General features: G+C 45.4%; 18 protein-coding genes and 1 riboswitch. Of the genes, 10 read left to right on the forward strand and 8 right to left on the reverse strand.

The annotated features are described in order from the left end of the window. Entirely contained in the window at positions 1 to 216 is a 216-nt protein-coding gene (locus QUB14_RS16970; protein ID WP_333218231.1) for a hypothetical protein, read from the reverse strand. Between the two features lie 138 nt (positions 217 to 354). On the opposite strand from QUB14_RS16970, the gene QUB14_RS16975 reads away from it, so the two are divergent. From QUB14_RS16975 to QUB14_RS16995, 5 genes are all read left to right on the forward strand, one after another. After that, the gene (locus QUB14_RS16975; RefSeq protein WP_333218230.1) at positions 355 to 1,788 is read left to right on the forward strand and encodes an ABC transporter substrate-binding protein; all 1,434 of its coding nucleotides are present in this window, start codon (positions 355 to 357) and stop codon (positions 1,786 to 1,788) included. A gap of 198 nt (positions 1,789 to 1,986) precedes the next feature. After that, positions 1,987 to 2,232 carry a hypothetical protein gene (locus tag QUB14_RS16980; protein ID WP_333218229.1) on the forward strand — a complete coding sequence of 82 codons (246 nt, stop codon included), beginning with the start codon at positions 1,987 to 1,989 and terminating at the stop codon, positions 2,230 to 2,232. A gap of 6 nt (positions 2,233 to 2,238) precedes the next feature. Then, positions 2,239 to 2,383, forward strand: a riboswitch (cobalamin riboswitch). Between the two features lie 156 nt (positions 2,384 to 2,539). Next, positions 2,540 to 2,980 (forward strand): hypothetical protein, encoded by a 441-nt coding sequence (locus QUB14_RS16985; RefSeq protein ID WP_333218228.1) that lies wholly within the window; start codon positions 2,540 to 2,542, stop codon positions 2,978 to 2,980. A gap of 19 nt (positions 2,981 to 2,999) precedes the next feature. Continuing rightward, positions 3,000 to 3,866 (forward strand): methyltransferase domain-containing protein, encoded by an 867-nt coding sequence (locus QUB14_RS16990; RefSeq protein ID WP_333218227.1) that lies wholly within the window; start codon positions 3,000 to 3,002, stop codon positions 3,864 to 3,866. Between the two features lie 237 nt (positions 3,867 to 4,103). Next, positions 4,104 to 4,952: an ABC transporter ATP-binding protein gene (locus QUB14_RS16995; protein WP_190656066.1), complete on the forward strand. Its 849-nt coding sequence runs from the start codon at positions 4,104 to 4,106 to the stop codon at positions 4,950 to 4,952. Between the two features lie 207 nt (positions 4,953 to 5,159). Here QUB14_RS16995 and QUB14_RS17000 read toward each other — a convergent pair whose 3' ends face one another. Next, complete coding sequence (locus QUB14_RS17000) at positions 5,160 to 5,861, reverse strand: diacylglycerol/polyprenol kinase family protein (RefSeq protein WP_445251637.1); 702 nt, start codon at positions 5,859 to 5,861, stop codon at positions 5,160 to 5,162. A 205-nt stretch (positions 5,862 to 6,066) separates the two neighbouring features. Between QUB14_RS17000 and QUB14_RS17005 the strand changes: the two genes are divergently transcribed. Both QUB14_RS17005 and QUB14_RS17010 read left to right on the forward strand, forming a co-directional pair. Then, positions 6,067 to 6,348 (forward strand): antibiotic biosynthesis monooxygenase, encoded by a 282-nt coding sequence (locus QUB14_RS17005; RefSeq protein ID WP_190656064.1) that lies wholly within the window; start codon positions 6,067 to 6,069, stop codon positions 6,346 to 6,348. 153 nt (positions 6,349 to 6,501) lie between these two features. Next, a complete protein-coding gene (locus tag QUB14_RS17010) occupies positions 6,502 to 7,008 on the forward strand; it encodes a DinB family protein (RefSeq protein WP_190656062.1) in 507 nt (168 codons plus the stop codon). A gap of 232 nt (positions 7,009 to 7,240) precedes the next feature. Here QUB14_RS17010 and QUB14_RS17015 read toward each other — a convergent pair whose 3' ends face one another. Both QUB14_RS17015 and QUB14_RS17020 read right to left on the reverse strand, forming a co-directional pair. Next, entirely contained in the window at positions 7,241 to 8,197 is a 957-nt protein-coding gene (locus tag QUB14_RS17015; protein WP_333218250.1) for a glycosyltransferase, read from the reverse strand. Between the two features lie 186 nt (positions 8,198 to 8,383). Then, positions 8,384 to 8,854 (reverse strand): tetratricopeptide repeat protein, encoded by a 471-nt coding sequence (locus QUB14_RS17020; RefSeq protein WP_333041178.1) that lies wholly within the window; start codon positions 8,852 to 8,854, stop codon positions 8,384 to 8,386. A 77-nt stretch (positions 8,855 to 8,931) separates the two neighbouring features. Between QUB14_RS17020 and QUB14_RS17025 the strand changes: the two genes are divergently transcribed. Further along, positions 8,932 to 10,275: a glycosyltransferase family 4 protein gene (locus QUB14_RS17025; RefSeq protein ID WP_333218226.1), complete on the forward strand. Its 1,344-nt coding sequence runs from the start codon at positions 8,932 to 8,934 to the stop codon at positions 10,273 to 10,275. A gap of 34 nt (positions 10,276 to 10,309) precedes the next feature. Further along, on the forward strand, positions 10,310 to 12,232 hold the full coding sequence (locus tag QUB14_RS17030; RefSeq protein ID WP_333218225.1) for a hypothetical protein: 1,923 nt from the start codon (positions 10,310 to 10,312) through the stop codon (positions 12,230 to 12,232). A gap of 304 nt (positions 12,233 to 12,536) precedes the next feature. Here the strand turns inward: QUB14_RS17030 and QUB14_RS17035 are convergent, their stop codons facing one another. Together QUB14_RS17035 and upp are read right to left on the reverse strand one after the other, a co-directional pair. Beyond that, the gene (locus QUB14_RS17035) at positions 12,537 to 12,683 is read right to left on the reverse strand and encodes a hypothetical protein (RefSeq protein WP_006635359.1); all 147 of its coding nucleotides are present in this window, start codon (positions 12,681 to 12,683) and stop codon (positions 12,537 to 12,539) included. Between the two features lie 320 nt (positions 12,684 to 13,003). Continuing rightward, positions 13,004 to 13,639 (reverse strand): uracil phosphoribosyltransferase, encoded by a 636-nt coding sequence (upp, locus tag QUB14_RS17040; RefSeq protein ID WP_333218224.1) that lies wholly within the window; start codon positions 13,637 to 13,639, stop codon positions 13,004 to 13,006. 601 nt (positions 13,640 to 14,240) lie between these two features. On the opposite strand from upp, the gene QUB14_RS17045 reads away from it, so the two are divergent. After that, positions 14,241 to 14,813: a DUF4360 domain-containing protein gene (locus QUB14_RS17045; RefSeq protein WP_333218223.1), complete on the forward strand. Its 573-nt coding sequence runs from the start codon at positions 14,241 to 14,243 to the stop codon at positions 14,811 to 14,813. Between the two features lie 193 nt (positions 14,814 to 15,006). On the opposite strand, the gene QUB14_RS17050 is transcribed toward QUB14_RS17045, so the two are convergent. Together QUB14_RS17050 and QUB14_RS17055 are read right to left on the reverse strand one after the other, a co-directional pair. Further along, the gene (locus QUB14_RS17050; RefSeq protein WP_333218221.1) at positions 15,007 to 16,254 is read right to left on the reverse strand and encodes a URC4/urg3 family protein; all 1,248 of its coding nucleotides are present in this window, start codon (positions 16,252 to 16,254) and stop codon (positions 15,007 to 15,009) included. After that, a complete protein-coding gene (locus QUB14_RS17055; protein ID WP_333218219.1) occupies positions 16,251 to 17,333 on the reverse strand; it encodes an adenylate/guanylate cyclase domain-containing protein in 1,083 nt (360 codons plus the stop codon). The genes QUB14_RS17050 and QUB14_RS17055 overlap by 4 nt, the downstream gene beginning before the upstream one ends. Between the last annotated feature and the right edge of the window lie 30 nt (positions 17,334 to 17,363).

The following is a 17,363-nucleotide window of genomic DNA, read 5'->3' on the forward strand; positions in this document are numbered from 1 at the left end:
CTAAAAAAAAAACGGGTACAAGATGATGACACTTATAGTTACACAGAAACACATGAATTTATTAAAGTCGAGCGCAATTACTTGTAGTGCGCTCATCGCCCTAGCATTATCTGGAAATGCACTGTGTGCGATCGCACCATAAACGCGATCGAGAAACAGAACATTTACAGTTGAGCAAAACAGCCAACTTTGATGGAACTCTTGTGGGGTGAGCATCCTGCCCGTTTTAAACATACAAATATGACTTTTATGAACTTAATTAGTGAATTTAATGAATTGACTTTAACAGAAAGCTCTTGAATAATGATTGTAGTTAACAGCTTTTCTGTAGAACTTATATAAGGAACAAAAATTATGTCTCCAGATACTAACAAAAGAAACAGTCCCCCGCCCATTGTTTTTATTATTACCATCGGCTTAATTGGGTTTGGCGCATACAAGTTCCTTCCCGGTTTATTGAAGGGCAAAAATTTAAATACACCTACATCTACATCTACATGGGCAACGAGCGGCTCGGGAGGGATCGCCAATCGCATCAGTTTAGGAAATCAGATATTGCTGACATCCCAAACAACAGGCGCAAAACAAGCAGGCGTTCAAGCTTTTGCCAAGGGAGATTACCAAGCCTCCGTCCAAAATTTTCAGGATTCGCTGCAACAAAATCGCAACGATCCGGAAACCATTATCTATTTAAATAATGCCATTATTTATTTGAATAATGCCACAGCCAGCAATGGGTCTTTCTTAAAAATTGCTGTCAGCGTCCCCATTGGTAGCAACCCAAATGTCGCCCAAGAAATCCTCCGAGGTGTGGCCCAAGCTCAGGATGAAATCAATAATATCGGTGGCATCAACCGCGCCAAACTGCAAGTAGAAATTGTCAACGATGACAACAGTCCAGAAGTGGTCCGAGAAGTTGCAAAGACATTGACAAAAGATCCGGGTATATTAGCAGTAATTGGACACAATGCTAGCAACGCATCTCTCGAAGCTGCTCCGATCTATCAGCAAGAAAAACTGGTAATGGTTACACCGACGAGCTTTGCCAATAATTTATCAGGATTTGGCAGCTACATCTTTCGGACAGTACCCAATATTAGCTTAATGGCTGCTCCCTTAGCAGAATATGTAGTTAGAACAGAACGCACAACTAATATTGCCGTTTGTTATGACTCCCAAGCACCGGATAACATATCATTTAAAGATGAATTTGTGGCATCTCTTACTGCTGCTGGAGGCAAATTAGTTCCTACTGTTTGCGACTTTTCATTACCCTCTTTTAATCCCGAAAGTGCGATCGCCGATGCTGTCAGCAAAGGTGCACAAGGATTGATGCTAGCGCCCCACATCGATCGCATTGACCGTGCCATCTCTCTGGCTCGCATCAATCGAGGCAAATTGCCACTCTACGGCAGCACTACGCTCTACACCTTTCAAACTTTAAAAGAGGGACAAAAAGACGTTGACGGGCTTGTTTTGCCCGTTCCCTGGCATCCGGACACTAATCCCGGTAGCCGTTTCCCAGAAAATGCCCGCCAGCGTTGGGGAGGCATTGTGAATTGGCGAACAGCAACGAGTTTTGACGCGACTCAAGCTGTGATCGCTGGCTTGCGGCAAAGCAATACGCGGGAAGGATTGCAACAAGCACTCAGAAATGCGAGTTTTTCGACACCAGGATCGAGCGAAAATGTGAAGTTTTTGCCCACGGGCGATCGGGCTGGTAAGCCGATTTTAGTGCAAGTTAAACAAGGAGGAAGCACTGGCTATAACTTTGTCCCGCTGCGGTAACTTTGTTAAGTGCGATCGCACTTACATCTTGCACATTCTCAATAAGTCTTTCAGGGGCGGGCAGGATGCCCACCCCACAAGAAAATTCTCTCTTTGTGGAACAGGCATCTTGCCTGTTTTTTAGCATGATTAAAATCGAATTTTATGTTTAATTAACATGATTCTTAAGAGAAAATGAAATGGGTAGATTAAAGAAGATTGTTGTATATAATCGCGTCGGTTGAAACCAAAAGCTACACGGCTGAAGAATATCTAGAAGCTGAAGTCAATTCTCAGGATAGGCATGAATTTCTCAATGGAAAAATTGTTCTGATGACTGGCGACACACCGAATCACAATATAGAATTGAAAAGTCAGTCAAGGGGCGGCAGGATGCCTAACCCCTACTCCCCACAAGGATTGTTGCAGATGTCCGATCGCTTTTTTGTCAAATATCCCAAATAGTGGTAATATCCCCGTATATCGATCGGCTCTGATGAAAAACACACATCAGACGCAAGGGGGAAAGTTCGGTGCGAATCCGGCGCTGTCCCGCAACTGTAATGAGATCGTTGCATCTCTGAGTCAGGATGCCCGCCGATTTGTTTACCTGTTGTTTTTCATCTGCGAGGTATGGATGATGGTGAGTTTATTATTTTTTTAATTATTGGATTGGGCTTTTTTAACCGCAGATATCAGCAGATAAACACAGATGAACGCTGATGTAATTCGATCTGTGTTCTGAAGCGTATATTATTTTAATGGAAAAGAAATGCGAATCGAAGATAGTGTTTGGCAGGGTAGTTTTGGCTACTGGCAAAACTTGTTTATTCACCAGAATATTTTGTCGATTGGACATACTGCTTGGAATGGCTTTTTGCATCAAGGACGAGGCTTGGTTGCTTGCAACATCAATACTCCCATTAACGGTTCTGTGAATTGGAGCGTAGATACTATCAAGTACGATCTGCAATTTGTTTCCCAATTGTACGCAACTGCTTATTTGCAACAACTAGAACTAGAGGATAACACTGTTTCAAATCTGCTCTTTATCATTGCTAGCTACGAACCCAAGGAAGCAATTATATTTTTGTCGATCGCCAACGGTCAGATTGATATCAATTTGTTGCAAAACTTGGCAATTTCTCCGGTTGAGTGCTATGAACAAGTATGCAAGCGCTGGGAAGAATTTCAACTCTGCCCGAAATCCTAAAAATTACTAAATTTTCCGAATGTCGCAGCCAAAATCAATCGAAATTTCCAAGGTAACTCGCTACCAAAATGCAGCACTTAATTACTATTTGGGCCTGACAGATTCGCCCTACCTTCACTACGGCTATTGGGAAACCCTACCTGTGCCCGCTGACGAACTAACGATCGCACGATTGCGCCTGGCTCAGCAAGCTTATACTGTAAAACTGTTGGATGCGATCCCCAAAGGCACTCATACGATACTCGATGTGGGCTGCGGGATTGGCGGAAATGCAGCTTATTTGCTCGATCGAGGTTTTGCAGTCGAAGGGCTCGCACCCGATCCGTTTCAACAGCAGCGCTTTCTTAAGTGTACTGGCGATCGGGCAATCTTCCACCTCACTAGGTTTGAAGACTTCAAAGCAACCCATTTCTACGATCTTATTCTCTTTAGCGAAAGTAGCCAGTATATGTCGGCTGTTGATATTGCTAACGGTGCCGCCAAAATCCTCAATCAGGGCGGTTACGTTTTGCTGGCTGATATGCTGCGCTCTGATGCTAATTATAAAGAGGGAATGTTCTCTAATTGTCATGTTGTTACGGAACTTCATGCAGCATTAAAGCAGGCTGGATTCACTTTAGTAAAAAGTGAGGATATTTCCGCCCATATTTTGCCGACTATCGATTTGTATGTCGATACTTTCCGCCGATATGGACTAAATACAATGATCTATGTTGCCGATTTGATTGCGATCACAGTTCCCCCCGTCCACAAATTCCTGCGCTGGATATTTCGCCGCTGGTTCAAGAAGTTGGTGGTTGAAGGATTGGAAGCGGGCAAACTTTTTGAGCAACATCTCTGTTATGAAATGCAACTTTGGCAGTTGTCAAAATCAGATCAAGGCTGACACAAATATAGCAATCCTAAATCATTTGTGAATTTCTTACTCCCTCCCCTTGATAAGGGGAGGGTTGGGGTGGGGTAAAAAGTTTACGACTCCTGCAAGGATTGCTATACAATGGAAATCGGTAATCGGTAATTGGTAATCATTCATCGGTAATCGGTAATTGGAGGCATAGCCTCCGGGTATTTATTCCCCGGCAGAGCCTGGGAACAAGGCTATAAAAAATAAAAAATAACGAATATGTCTGAATGGATTCTCGAATTCGCTGGCACTTCCTACTCCTATCCCTGCGGTTCGCGATCGGCAATTCATGATTTAAACCTCAAAGTCCCCGCCGGGAAACGCTGCGGGCTGATCGGTCAAAATGGCTGTGGCAAAACTACCTTTTTTCTGTTAGCAAATGGCTTATATCAACCGCAACAGGGAATCATTAGCTGGCAAGGTGAACCCTTTCGCTACGATCGCAAATCTTTGATGCAACTGCGCCAACAAATCGGACTCGTCTTTCAAAATCCCGAACATCAATTAGTAGCTTCGACGGTAGAAGAAGATATTTCCTACGGATTGTACAATTTAGGCTTAAGAGAATCCGAAATTGCTCAACAGGTGCAGCAGGCGATCGAGCAATTCGATCTAAGCGAACTCGCCCGCGAACCAATTCACAATCTCAGTTTGGGTCAGAAAAAGCGGGTTTCCATCGCCGATATCATGGTTCTCAAGCCCAAACTGCTGCTGTTAGATGAACCTACCGCTTATCTCGATCCGCGTCACACCCGACAACTGATCGGTTTACTTCAACAAATTCACAGCACCGGAACCACCATTCTTTTAGCAAGTCACGACCTCGATTTCATCTACCGCTGGGCTGATTGGGTGTTTGTAATGGATCGGGGAAAACTGATTTTAGAAGGAACACCGGAAACCGTTTTTGCTCAGCGGGATGTCTTGGAACAATTGCAGCTTGGCGTACCGCTGGCGATCGAGCTTATGGAGCAAATAAGGGCGATGTTTCCAACAGACGATCGCTCAAAAATCCCCGCTTTCGAGCAATGGCAACAACAAATTTTACAAGCACGTCGGCTGCTTTAACGAGACTTAGACAATTGATAATTGGCATTGCTGATTCACGGTAGGAATTACCTTTTCGCTTGAAGTTACAAAACTCACCAGACTTGGCTTGTAGCAATTGGGAAATCTTGAATTCATACCTCTATTCAGCAACGCCGTTTATAGCAATTGGGAAATCTTGAATTCATATCTGTATCCAGCAACGCCGCCCGTGGGGGGAAGTTCAGATTACACATTACCAATTATCAAAAATTGATTTAGGAAAAAGGCGATCGCCCCACTGCCGATCGGCACAGTCAGATTGTCAATTCCCAGCTTGGAAACCGACTCCAAAGTAGCAGCCGCCAAAGCTACAACAGCAGACACAGCCCAAGTTTGCCAAATATTGCCTTGAACCGTCAGCAAAATCAAACTGCTAACAGCAAAACTCACCAAATACATAGTTGCAGAACCTTCCCAACTCTTCTGTATTCCCCAAACTCGATAAATATGTTTGCCGTATTTCTGGCCGATGACAGCAGCCAATCCGTCGCCCCAAGTCATGACTAAAATGCCCAAAGCAGCGTACTCCTGATGCTGTAGCGGCCAAAACCAAGCCACGAGAACGCTAATACTAACAGCATAGAAAAAAGTCCCCAAACTCTTGCGGTTGATACTGTTAAGACTCGGCAAAATCGGAACTTGGTAAGAAATTAGGGCGATCGCACCTGCTAAAACCCCCGCCGAAATCCCCACCCAACCGGGTATTTCCAGCCACCACGCCAGCAAAATCACATTTCCAGTACCGATATGCACCACCTTCCGCGATACTTCAGGATCGACAGAAGTAAAGCGATTTAACCCTTCAGCTACCAGTAAAATCAAACCCAACCAGACTCCCACGAGGGAAATTTGCAACCACACAGTCGGAATTTCAGAAAATATAGACACGATATTTAGGAAAAACTTATTTACATCAGGCACTCTTTACTACTTTAGTGGAAAGCCGATCGCTCTGTTCGGTGTTGGGAGGATTTTTAACCGTCGCTACGGTATAATTTACTCGCTCTCCTGTGGTCAGCTTTGGAGACAAAGTGAGTGAGTCTAATAAAATTAGTCGTTTGAAGTTTTGAGAGGCTCAGAGAATCTGATTACTATGCAGTATGTCTTAATTATTCATGAAGTAGAAAATTATGACGCTTGGAAACAGGTATTCGATCGTGCTGAAAGCATCCGAAAAGAAGCGGGCGAGCGCTCCTATCAGGTCTTGAAGTATGACAATGAACCAAACAAAATTGTTCATTTCTCCGCCTGGACATCAATCGCAGATGCTAGGGCGTTTTTTGAGTCGCCTAGACTGGTTAAAATTAGAGAAGAAGCCGGAGTTAAAGCTCCTGAGTTTATTTATCTAGACCAATTAGAGTCAGGAGTATTGTGAAAGACCTATAGCCATCCTAAATCATTTGTGAATTTCTTACTCCCTCCCCTTGATAAGGGGAGGGTTGGGGTGGGGTCAAAAATTTACGACTCATTTAGGATTGCTATATTTGTATAATGTAAGTTGTTCAAACTATGTGATTATGTTTTGAGTATGTACGACGGTAGCTACTACCAGCTAATGGCTGAGTACAATTGCTGGATGAATCAAAATCTATATTCGGTCTGCTCGGCTATTCCTGATGAACAGCGCAAACAGGATATGGGTGCCTTTTTTAAGTCGATTCATGGCACTTTGAATCACTTACTGTATGGGGACAAAGCATGGATGGGTCGTTTCACTCTTCACCCATTTTCTGGTACCGTTATCGGTCAAGAACTGTATGCTGACTTTGAGGTTTTGAGAGCAGAACGGGAGACAACGGATCGGCAAATTATAGAATGGTCTAGACACCTTAATTCTGACTGGTTGAGCCAACCGTTTGAGTACACAAGCAATGTAGATGGTAAATGCCGCGTGCTACCGACTTGGGTTCTGGTGACACATATGTTCAATCATCAAACTCACCATAGAGGGCAAATTACCACACTACTCAAACAACTTGGCTACGACCCAGGCGTTACAGATATTCCGTGGCTACCCGCTATATCAATCGGATAATTTCTGGTTGTAAACCGACACGCCAGAAAACTCGGCGGTTAAAACCTGGTCTACAGTTGCCTCTCGTCCCAGCAGAGGGGGACTCAAGAAAATCAAGAATTTAAACTTGTTTCGATGGGTTTTGTCTGTATAAACGTGATTTTAACCCCCGACTTTTCAACCCTTGCCTTGTGAGTTTTGTGTGTATAGACGCGGTTTCAACCGCCGGGTATTCTGTAGAAATCCTACGCCTTCACAACTCCCCTTTTACCAACTCCCGCACCGCAGCAAAAGCCCTCCTCCGCCACTCGACGGGCAGCAGCGACAATCCCAAACCAGCCCACATTTTCGCCTCAGAAACAGACTTTCCAGCCCGTACCATCAGGCGCCCTTTTGCAGTTTCACCCACCTCAATCAGCCGCAAACCTAGCGCTAATTGAGTTTCAGCAATCCTTTTGAGCCTGACTGTTTCCAACTTCTCCGACTCAAACTCGTACCCGGTCAAATAGCGCAATTTATCGCTTAAATACGGAATTGCCCGATCGACTCCTTGCTGTCCTGCATGAACTCGATACTCCATCAACAGCTCCGGCAAGTAATAGCACCTTTTGCCAGCAATCGCAAGTCTCACAAACAAATCGTTATCTTCGCAATTTTGCAAATTCGGCCGCAGAAATCCTACTTCTTCCAGGGCGCGGCGGCGAAACAAAGTGGCCCCTATTTGCAAACTTTGTCTCAGAAAAACTGTGGAAAGCAAATCTTCAATAATTCCAGCCGACAACTCGGTGCGGCCCCACCGCTGCGAATTGAGTTTCGTCTGGTTTTCGTCAATATAATTGTTAATGTCGATCACCCAGTGATCGGTACTGACAAAATCGATGCTGGGGTCTTTATCTAAAATAGCAGATGTCCGCTCTAGAAATTGCGCGCTCAGGCGATCGTCATCGTCAAACTTGATAAAATACTCACCCCTTGCTGCCGCAAAGCCCGATCGCATATTATTACTCTTGCCGATATTCTGCGGGTGGCGAATGTAGCGAATCCCGCGATCGACAAATTCCGACATCAACAGTGGAGTGCTGTCAGTGGAACCGTCATCACAGATAATTAATTCAAAATCTGTATAAGTTTGATCTAGCACGCTGGCGATCGCACAAGCCAGTAGATGCACTCGATTGCAAGTAGGAATGCAAACGCTAATTTTCGGCACTAACTTAGACAATTTGAGATTTGAGATTTAAGATTGCCAAAAAATCCTGAAACCATTGATTTTCTTCCTTCTTCCTTCTTCCTAAATTTTCTTCCTTCTTCCTTCTTCCTGACATCGGTTACATCCGTTACATCCCGTACATTGCTCGTTGCCGAACTTCCTTCTTCCTTCACTCCACAGTTGATTTTAACTCAAACGAGCCGTACATTCGAGAATTAACTTTTGATTCACCAAAGCAAAAGGTTGAATTTCCAAAGCGCGACGAAAAGCTTGAATAGCATTTATGTATTCTCCCAACGCAGCGTAGCACAAACCCAGACCGTGCAACGCCCCAAAATGCACCGGGTTCAGTTTGAGGACGATTTCGCAGTCGTCGATCGACTTTTTATAATTTCCTTGGGTATAGTGAAGTACGGCGCGCCGGTTCCAAGCTTCAGCAAAATCCGGCGCTTCCGCAATCAGTTTCGTCAGCAAATCCAAAGCGTGGTGAACATCGCCTGCATCCAGCGAAACTTGCGATCGCCTGAGAATTTGCATCCCATAGTCACCCTTCTGGTTAAACCAAGTGCGCCAGAGTTCTGTAGTTGCCCGATCGCGCACGCTTTCGTCGGACTTTTTCAAGTCTTCGAGCAGGGCCTTAACAGATAATTCGTCCATAGGTGCGAAGATTGTTAAAAAGATTTAATCAATCAATTTTATCGCGCAAGCGGCAACTTTAATTTATTCCACATCCCATGAAGATTTTGATGCTTTCCTCGACTTTTCCCTATCCGCCAAGCCGCGGAGGAACTCAGGTGAGGACGTTTAATTTATTACAATACTTGAGCCAGCGGCATGAGGTAATTCTCGGCACTGTGCGATCGCCCGATGTCACCGATGCACAAATCGACACATTGCGCCAGCAAGTTGCAGAATTGGCAGTTTTTCCCCATCCGCAGACACCCCCCCAACCCCCCCTTGCTAAGGGGGGGCTAAGACTCCACCAGGAGACTGAGGAAGGATTTTTACCTCCCCCCCTTAATAAGGGGGGGACTGAGGGGGGGTTCTCTAAAATAATAGGAAAATTCCACAGATTTGGTCGATTTTTGCAGTCGGGTACACCACCCAACGTACTCTCAAGCTACTCCCAAGCAATGCAGAATTGGGCAGACGAATTGGTAACAGCAGGCAAATGCGATGCTGTCACCTGCGAGCACAGCGTTAATGAGATTTACGTGCGTCCAGAATGGCGGCAAAAACTGCTGACAGTGGCAAACATTCACAGTTCCGTTTGGGGAACTTGCAGGGAAATGTTAGCAACCGGCACCTCGGAAAAACCCCTGCGCGATCGACTAAATTTACCGCTACTTGCCCGCTACGAAAAACGCTACTGTTCCAAATTCTCCCGCATTGTTGCGACCACATCCACAGACAGAGAGCAACTCCTAGAATTACTGTTGTCTCCGGTTCAGGTGCGAGGAAAACAAGATTTTTTTGTACCTTCCGTAGATGTAATTCCTAACGGCGTAGATTTAACTCAATTTCCGTACCGGTCGATCGATCCGGGAGGACACACCTTAATTTTTGCAGGCGCAATGAACAATTTGCCCAATATTGACGCGGCGCGGTTTCTCAGTTTGCAAATACTGCCGCCTTTGCAGCAGCGGTATCCTGATGCTACCCTCACCCTAGTCGGGGCTTCGCCAGTCCCGGAAGTGCTCGCCTTGGGGAAACTCCCGGGAATTCAAGTAGTAGGTCGGGTGCAAAGGGTGGCAGAATATTTGCATCAAGCTGCTGTTTGTGTGGTGCCGATGCGGATAGGTTTTGGGATTAAAAATAAAACTTTGGAGGCGATGGCTGCGGGAACCCCCGTCGTTGCCAGCGATCGAGGTTTGGAGGGTTTAGCCGTCGATGGCGGCCCACAACCGAGAAGGGCCTTGCGGGCGAACAAAGTTCACGAGTATGTTGAGGCGATTACCAGTTTGTTTGAAAATCAGCAGCTAAGACAGGATCTTTCTGTCAGCGCGCGATCGCTCGTGGAAAGCCAATACACTTGGGATATCATAGGTCGGCAGTACGATCGGCTATTGCAATTTTAAACCCTAAATTCTAAAATCTAAATTCTAAAATGGGATGATGGAACACAAAATTAACCCCTCAAAAAATCGAGCCTTACCCCCAGAAAATCGAAAAGTTGCTCCTCCTCCGACAAGGCGCCGTCGCCAAACCCGACGCGCGAAAAATCTTCAAGAGTCCCAGCTTCCAATACCTACTCCCCGAACTCGCGCCAGATATCCCTGGAAAAGACTGGTAGCTAATTTGACAGCCCTCAGCGTCTTGGCTGGCTGTGCAGCTTTGATGGGAGGCGGCGCTTGGCTGAGTTATCAGCTAATTGTCGATCCCAATGGCAACAGGTTGATCTCTCAGTTTGTGCCGGAATGGTCGCGCCTGCCTACAGGTAGCAGAGATTCGATCCAAACTCTCGATCAAATCAAAGCCAGCATCCGCAAATTGGGATTCGTAACCGGAGAACCCCTGCCGCTTCCCGTCGATCAATCCCGCGATAATTCTATTTCCGATTTGCTATTGCCGGTGATGGTAGAAAGAACTGTTAAGGCTTCTACTGTTTGCAAAAATCCTTGCCGTCAAATTGTCGAACTTCGGGTGTACAAGCGAGTACAGTTGCCCGATCGCAGTTCCGATAAAGAGCAGTATTTTCAGTTAGCAAGTTCTGTGAACGTAGAAGGCCCGGCGGAATCTTTTGTCATTGCTTCTTTACCTGACTCTACATCTGACAATCAAGCCTCGAATCAGTCGCTACCCCTAACAGAACTGCGCCGCTTTGACGGAAAGCCCCCCGCCTCAGGCATTTGGTTTAATGTCAGCGGTCAACTAAAGCGGGGCGACAGGAAAATTCCCTACGGACAAGTCGTTCGCTACAACCCCAGCCAAAATCATTTAATGCCGCTGTTGGAGTGGGCGAGTGCGGCCGGACAACCGCCGAATTGGCAGCAAATTGTTAAGGGGGAAAACCCGCAGTTGGCGATCGACCAAACAGTTGGTTTAGAGCCGCAATTTACCCTTTATCAAATTGGCCCGCGCAAATTTTTGCCGAACCCCGTTCAGTTAACGGCGATTTCTTTAGAAGAAATTGCTTTCAATGACGAGACTTACAAAAATGGGCTGCGGCTGGCGAAAAGCGGGCTGTGGTCTCCAGCATTAAATGTCATGCGTGTGGCGAAGGGGAAAGCTGGCAAAAATTGGCCTGCTGTCGCGCAAGCTCAGCTAGAAACGATCGAATTTCACGCTAAAATTACTCGGGCGCAGGCGATCGCATCTTGGGCCAGTCCCGGTCAACAAGTTCTCGCAGAATTGATCGACGGCCGCTGGGCCGAAGCTTTGCAAGTATTTGAAGCCGATCCGAGCAACAGTAACGAAATAGCCACAACCCTCAAAAATGACAGCGGGCGGATCTGGAACCGCATAGACGCCGCCTTGAGAGTGAATGCCGCTGACGCCGATGTCAAGGCTTGGGGTGCTCTGATTGTAGCTTCTCAAGACGGAGCTCGCGAGGCGATGAATTGGCTCGACCAGCAATCAGATACTGACAGCGAAACAAGAAGTCGAATTCGGAATTTAGTCAACAAACTTCAGGAAGCAGTTTCTCAGGCTGAAAGTTTAGAAGCCCACAAAAGTCAAATTATGGGTTCTGCTACTTTAATTAGCAGTGTCAATCCCGCTGAGTGGCTGGAACCCGAACCGAACAACGAGTTAAAATTGGCCGGAGAACAAGTTTGGTATCAGGTGCAAGTAGCGAGTTTTTACGACGGTAGCCGCTGGGTTAATTCGCCCTTTTCAGATGTAGAAGTGCGCTCTTTTCCTGCTACTCAAGTTAAGTGGCTCTGGGGGCGGCTGGGATTACTGGCTGACCCCAAGATTAAGATTGAGGTAGCGATGGCTAACGGTCAACAAAGAGTTGCTGTGGGAACGGTGAAAGCAGTGCAGGTTCAAGACGGAAGTCTGCGCTTGCTGGCGGCGGTTGACAAGCGATCGTAATCTGGCAGAAAGCATTCGGCAGACAGAACAGTCCCGGAGGCACTCTTGATACAAAGAAACCGGGTTTTTTTACCATTTCTGCCGATTGCAACAGAAGTATTTTCGTAAAAAAACCCGGTTTCCTGCGACCCATGCGTCCAAAACTAGGAAAAAGGAAAATGCTCTCTTCTCCCCCTCCCGCAACTCCGAAAGAGGCGCAATCTCAAAACTCTTCCCCTAGCCACTTATCGCTCTTGGACAACCATGCAGACAAAAATTTTGTTAATTAAATTAACACAAGTTGCACACAAAAAACCCAGAGATGTCAAATCGCGCCCTTTTTAGAGAGTGCTGCAATCATCTGCCGTTTCACCGCTTTAGCCCAAAGCTCAAACTCCAAACTGTTGATATTGTTGATTTTCACTTCCTCAACAGGCTGAGTTGGGGCTTCTTTCTGTGCTGTAGTCTCCATTGTTTTTTTCCTCGTCCAAAAAATGTTAGTAGTCGATCGCAAACGGTTAGCATCATACATCTATCTTATGAACTAATTCCTGCGATTAATTACACTAAAGGCAGAGATTTTACCCATAAGATGCAGTAAATACATCTAGATAATGCAATTTACGAATTTAATGTAAGAAAATCCTACAACCCTTGCTCTATATAGGCTTTTCCTGACATTAAAATCTTACAATTTACATTGTATGGCACTATCAAACCACTACTTATGTTAGTAAAATTATTTTTTAATGAATGTATTGGCATATACAGCCCAAAATCATTTTATTGAATTCAGAGAGTGCCGTAAAGCCGATCGCCTGCATCTCCGAGTCCGGGTACAATATAGCCGTGTTCGTCCAAACACTCGTCAACAGCAGCCGTATAAATCTGCACGTCAGGGTGTTGTTCGTGAAAGTGCCCCACTCCCTCCGGTGCCGCCAGCAAGCACAAAAACTTAATAGACTTCGGATTAACTTCTTTCAGCCTATCCACTGCCGCGACTGCTGAATTACCAGTAGCCAACATCGGATCGACAATTAAAACATCTCGCTGTTCGATATCGTGGGGAACTTTGAAATAATATTCGATCGCCATCCGAGTTGTCGGATCGCGGTACAAACCAATATGTCCTACCCTCGCAGACGGAATCAGCTCTACAATACTATCTAACAGTCCCTGACCGGCGCGCATAATCGAAATAATAACAATTTTCTTTTCTGCCGCCAGCACCGGTGCATTCATTTTGGCGATCGGCGTTTCTATTAGTTCGTATTTTAGCGGCAAATCTCGCGTCACTTCATAGGCTAGCAGCATTCCAATCTCTTTCAGCAGTTGGCGAAATTTCGCCGTGCTAGTTTGAGTTTGCCGCATTAGAGTTAACTTGTGCTGTATCAAAGGATGGTCGATGACAGTAACTTTAGCACTCATTTTTTTGAAGAATTAATTTGCTTTATTCTAACTTATCAGCCATCAAGGCATTCTTGACGCAAAAAAACCCGGTTTCTGCCGCCCCGGCGTCCTGAACTACTTATATCAAACCCCTATTGAAAACACAAATACCGCGCCAATAAAACTACTTCTACACTTGCCTTTCATCCGCGCTGGGCGACACTAAGTATGCGAGGTTAAAAATACACAAATATCTCATTTTCTCGTTTCCTCTCCTTCCCGCACTCTTCCTAAGAACGCAGATCCGGGCCCAAAAGCCTCCCCACTGGTTTCGCTGTCTCGCGCTCCGTCCAAGCCCATTAACACAGATCCGGAGTTTCGCACCGAAATCTTCCGGAACTTTTACGAGCCGACATGAATCTTAGAAAGTATCAGCAGAAAACCAATTTTTTCGATTAATGAATTAATCGAAAAAACCAGATATAGGTAATGCAATTCAGGTCATCAGCTTGGCTTGACAGGCTTTTCATCTTTCAAGATAAAGGCTGCCTTATCCAAGTTTAAAGAAGCTTACCTAAAGTTGGCTTCCATTTTTTAGGGTGCTCCTAACACACACCTGAGCTTATTAAGGAGAACATCCATGAAGTTTGTAAAACTATTGCTAGCTACGGCATTAATGACTGCTTCTATCAGCCCCGCCTTGGCTAATCCGCTGGTTCAAATTTTAGGTGCAAGCTACGGTGGTAGCGGTTGCCCCGATCGCTCCGCCAGCGTCAGCGTCAGCCCCGACGGTCAAGAACTCACCATCCTATTTGATAAGTTTGCAGCCCAGGGAAATGTCTCAACAGAAAGCCGGAAAAGCTGCAATCTGAGCATTCCCATCAAAGTACCCCAAGGCTACCAAATTTCTATCTACGATGCTGATTACCGCGGCTACGTGGCTCCTAAAACCACAGCCAACCTGCGAGCAGAATACTTTTTCGCTGGAACCCGCGGCCCAGTCCTTTCTCGGAATTTCAGCGGCGAAACTAACTACAATGTTCGAGATAGCTTAGCCACTGTAGCTAATGTTTGGTCTCGCTGCGGCGACAGTGTAAATATGCGAGTAAATGCTGCGATGACAGCCCGCGGTGCCGGCATGGCCACCGTTGACTCCTTCGATTTGGCTCATCGCGGTTTAGTTTATCACGTCAAATATCGAGCTTGCCGCTAAGCAGCTTGTGGGAGTGTAGTGTGAGGAATAGTTTTCAGGTTTGAATTGTGAATTTTGAGTGGGAAGAGGGAATAATTTTCCCTCTTCCTTCTTGCTTCTTCCCTCTTCCCTTTTCCTTCTTCCTGACATCCGTTACATCTGTTACATCCGTTACATCCGTTACAGAATCCGTTGCCGAACTTCCTTCTTCCCTCTAAAACACAGTGCCGTCACTTTCAATCTGAATTGGCGGCCCTCCACCAGCCCTCAATTCGCCCGCAATTTTCCGCCCCGCCGCCCAAGTTCCTCCTTGCAAAATCTTCACCAGCGGCAATTCTGTCGCACTCAAATGCAGCTTTTCTCGAATAGCTGCGGCAATTTTATCTAAAAGATTCACAGTCAGCGATCGCCATTCCACTATAACTTCCGAACCCGGCAAATAACTCTGCTCAAAAATAGCCGAATCTTTTGCCCGCAGCAGCCCGATATCCAAACACAAACCGCCGTTGCGGTACTCCGGCAATCCCGTTAACTCATCCAATCCCGCGACTTCTAAACCAAGTTCTTGCAGCGGTTCCAACAGCGAATAAGTCAACCACTGCGAGAGTTTGTGAAACGGCACGAATTCATCTCCCAGATTTTCTCCTGTTAAAGCCGGATGCCGCCAAACATCGCCTAAATTAACGCCACCAATTGCATATCTTCCCGGCCAAATTTCCCCAAAACCTGTCAAAACAGCGTTCAATACTTCAGCAGCCTTCACAGTGTTGACTCCAGAAACCCGATTGTCTAGCAAGTATTTTGCCAAATTGCCGGGACGCGGGTTTTCGCTGCCAAATAATAATGGATGCTGACAAATCGCATTTCCCAAACGCTGCAATAATTCTAATCTGCCTGTTAAACCAACTAGCGGATTGTCTCGACTTACCTGAAATCCCGCAGCTAAGGTTTCTAGTTTTAATTGAGAAAGTCCGCGAGAATCAGCTTGCCAAGGAAAATCAGGATTGCTGGAAAAAACACCTTGACAAAACATCCGCAAGCTGGCTATTGCTAACCCTTCAGAACGGCGGTAAACCTGCCCGGTTTCTGGTTCACAATACTGCCAATCTGCACCAGCACCGGCATCGATCAAAACGCTGACAATTGCTAAATCAAATTTGATTTTAGCTTGCTCTATGAGTGCAAATTCGGCTATTGCTGCATCCAATTCGGCGAGTCGCGACAAGTTGCCAGCTTCAAAATGTCGCCAGCGACTGTGAAAGGGAATGTTAAAATCGGGATACTGTTGGCGCGTTGTATCAATTACATAATTTGCTGCGTTATCGAGTTGGGATAAATCGACGCGGAAGTAGCGGAGTTTGTCTAGGCGGGCTAAATCAAAAAGCCGATCGCACTTTTGGCGAATAGCAACTGGTGTTCTCAGATATTCTACAGTCTCAAGTTCAATATTTTTCAACGTCATACCACCAAACAACGGTAAACATCGTTTTCTTGAAAAAAGTCAAACTGACTGTAATCTAAAAGATTATCTAAAATCACATTTTTATCGAGTTTGATCAGCTTATATTCCCACTTCGAGCCGCTGACTTCGCGTTTTACTTGATCGGAAACTATCACCGAGTTTTTTTCGGTACTCGGAGATACTATTTTACTTAAATCTTCCAGTCTGTCGGCTATGTTAATATCTTTTCCGTAAGTGCAAGACCTAAATATATATAAATTTCCCTTAGCAACTCCTACGGACAAGCCACAAGGGATTTGATTGGCGTCAATAAAAAGTTTCCAATTCTCGCACAAACTTTCCATTGCCGCTAAGGCTGAGTGAGCTTCCGGGAAAGTCAACAAATGCGAATCCCCAACAATACTCCGAATTGTACCGCCGTATTCTTCGCAAATTGTTTTTTCAAAAGTATCAAAGTTGGTGAGCAAATATTCCACATCTTTGATAGAATTAGATTCTTGATAAGCAATAAAACCTCTCAAATCGGCTTTAATTATTGCTTGATTCTTGATGATTCGCGTTTTATAACTTTGGTCAACTTTGTAGACTTTTTCAGGTTCGCTCATCCCTTTCAAAGAAAACTCGTTGACAAAAGACGTTTGCACTTCTGCTTTGTTGAGCGCCAACCATGCTGCTTGGGACAAATATATTTCATCCGGCGGAGTTACTGATTCTATGCGCGCTGTTAAATTCACCGTATCGCCAAAGATATCTTTATCTTGATGCAAGACATCTCCTAATGTAATCGACACGCGAATAGCCAACCGTTCGTCGTTCGCCTTGCTAGATTGTTGCGCTCTCAATTCTTGCTGCATTTCTATGGCTGCTACCGCCGCTGCTGTGACGCTGGGAAAAATTATCCAAAATGAATCACCTTCCCCTTTAATCACGCTGCCTTCATTTCTGGCGCTAATATCTGAAACAAAATTTTTATGCTCGTTTAACAAACTACTCAAGTCCGACTGAGATAATTTTTTGACTCTGGCGGTATATCCGCAAATATCTGTTTTTACGATCACACTAGAACGCAAATTAGCCATAACCTACCCTGACTGATCAAAAACCAGCAA

It is taken from the genome of Microcoleus sp. B3-D2 (assembly GCF_036705345.1).
Classification (GTDB): Bacteria; Cyanobacteriota; Cyanobacteriia; order Cyanobacteriales; family Microcoleaceae; genus Microcoleus.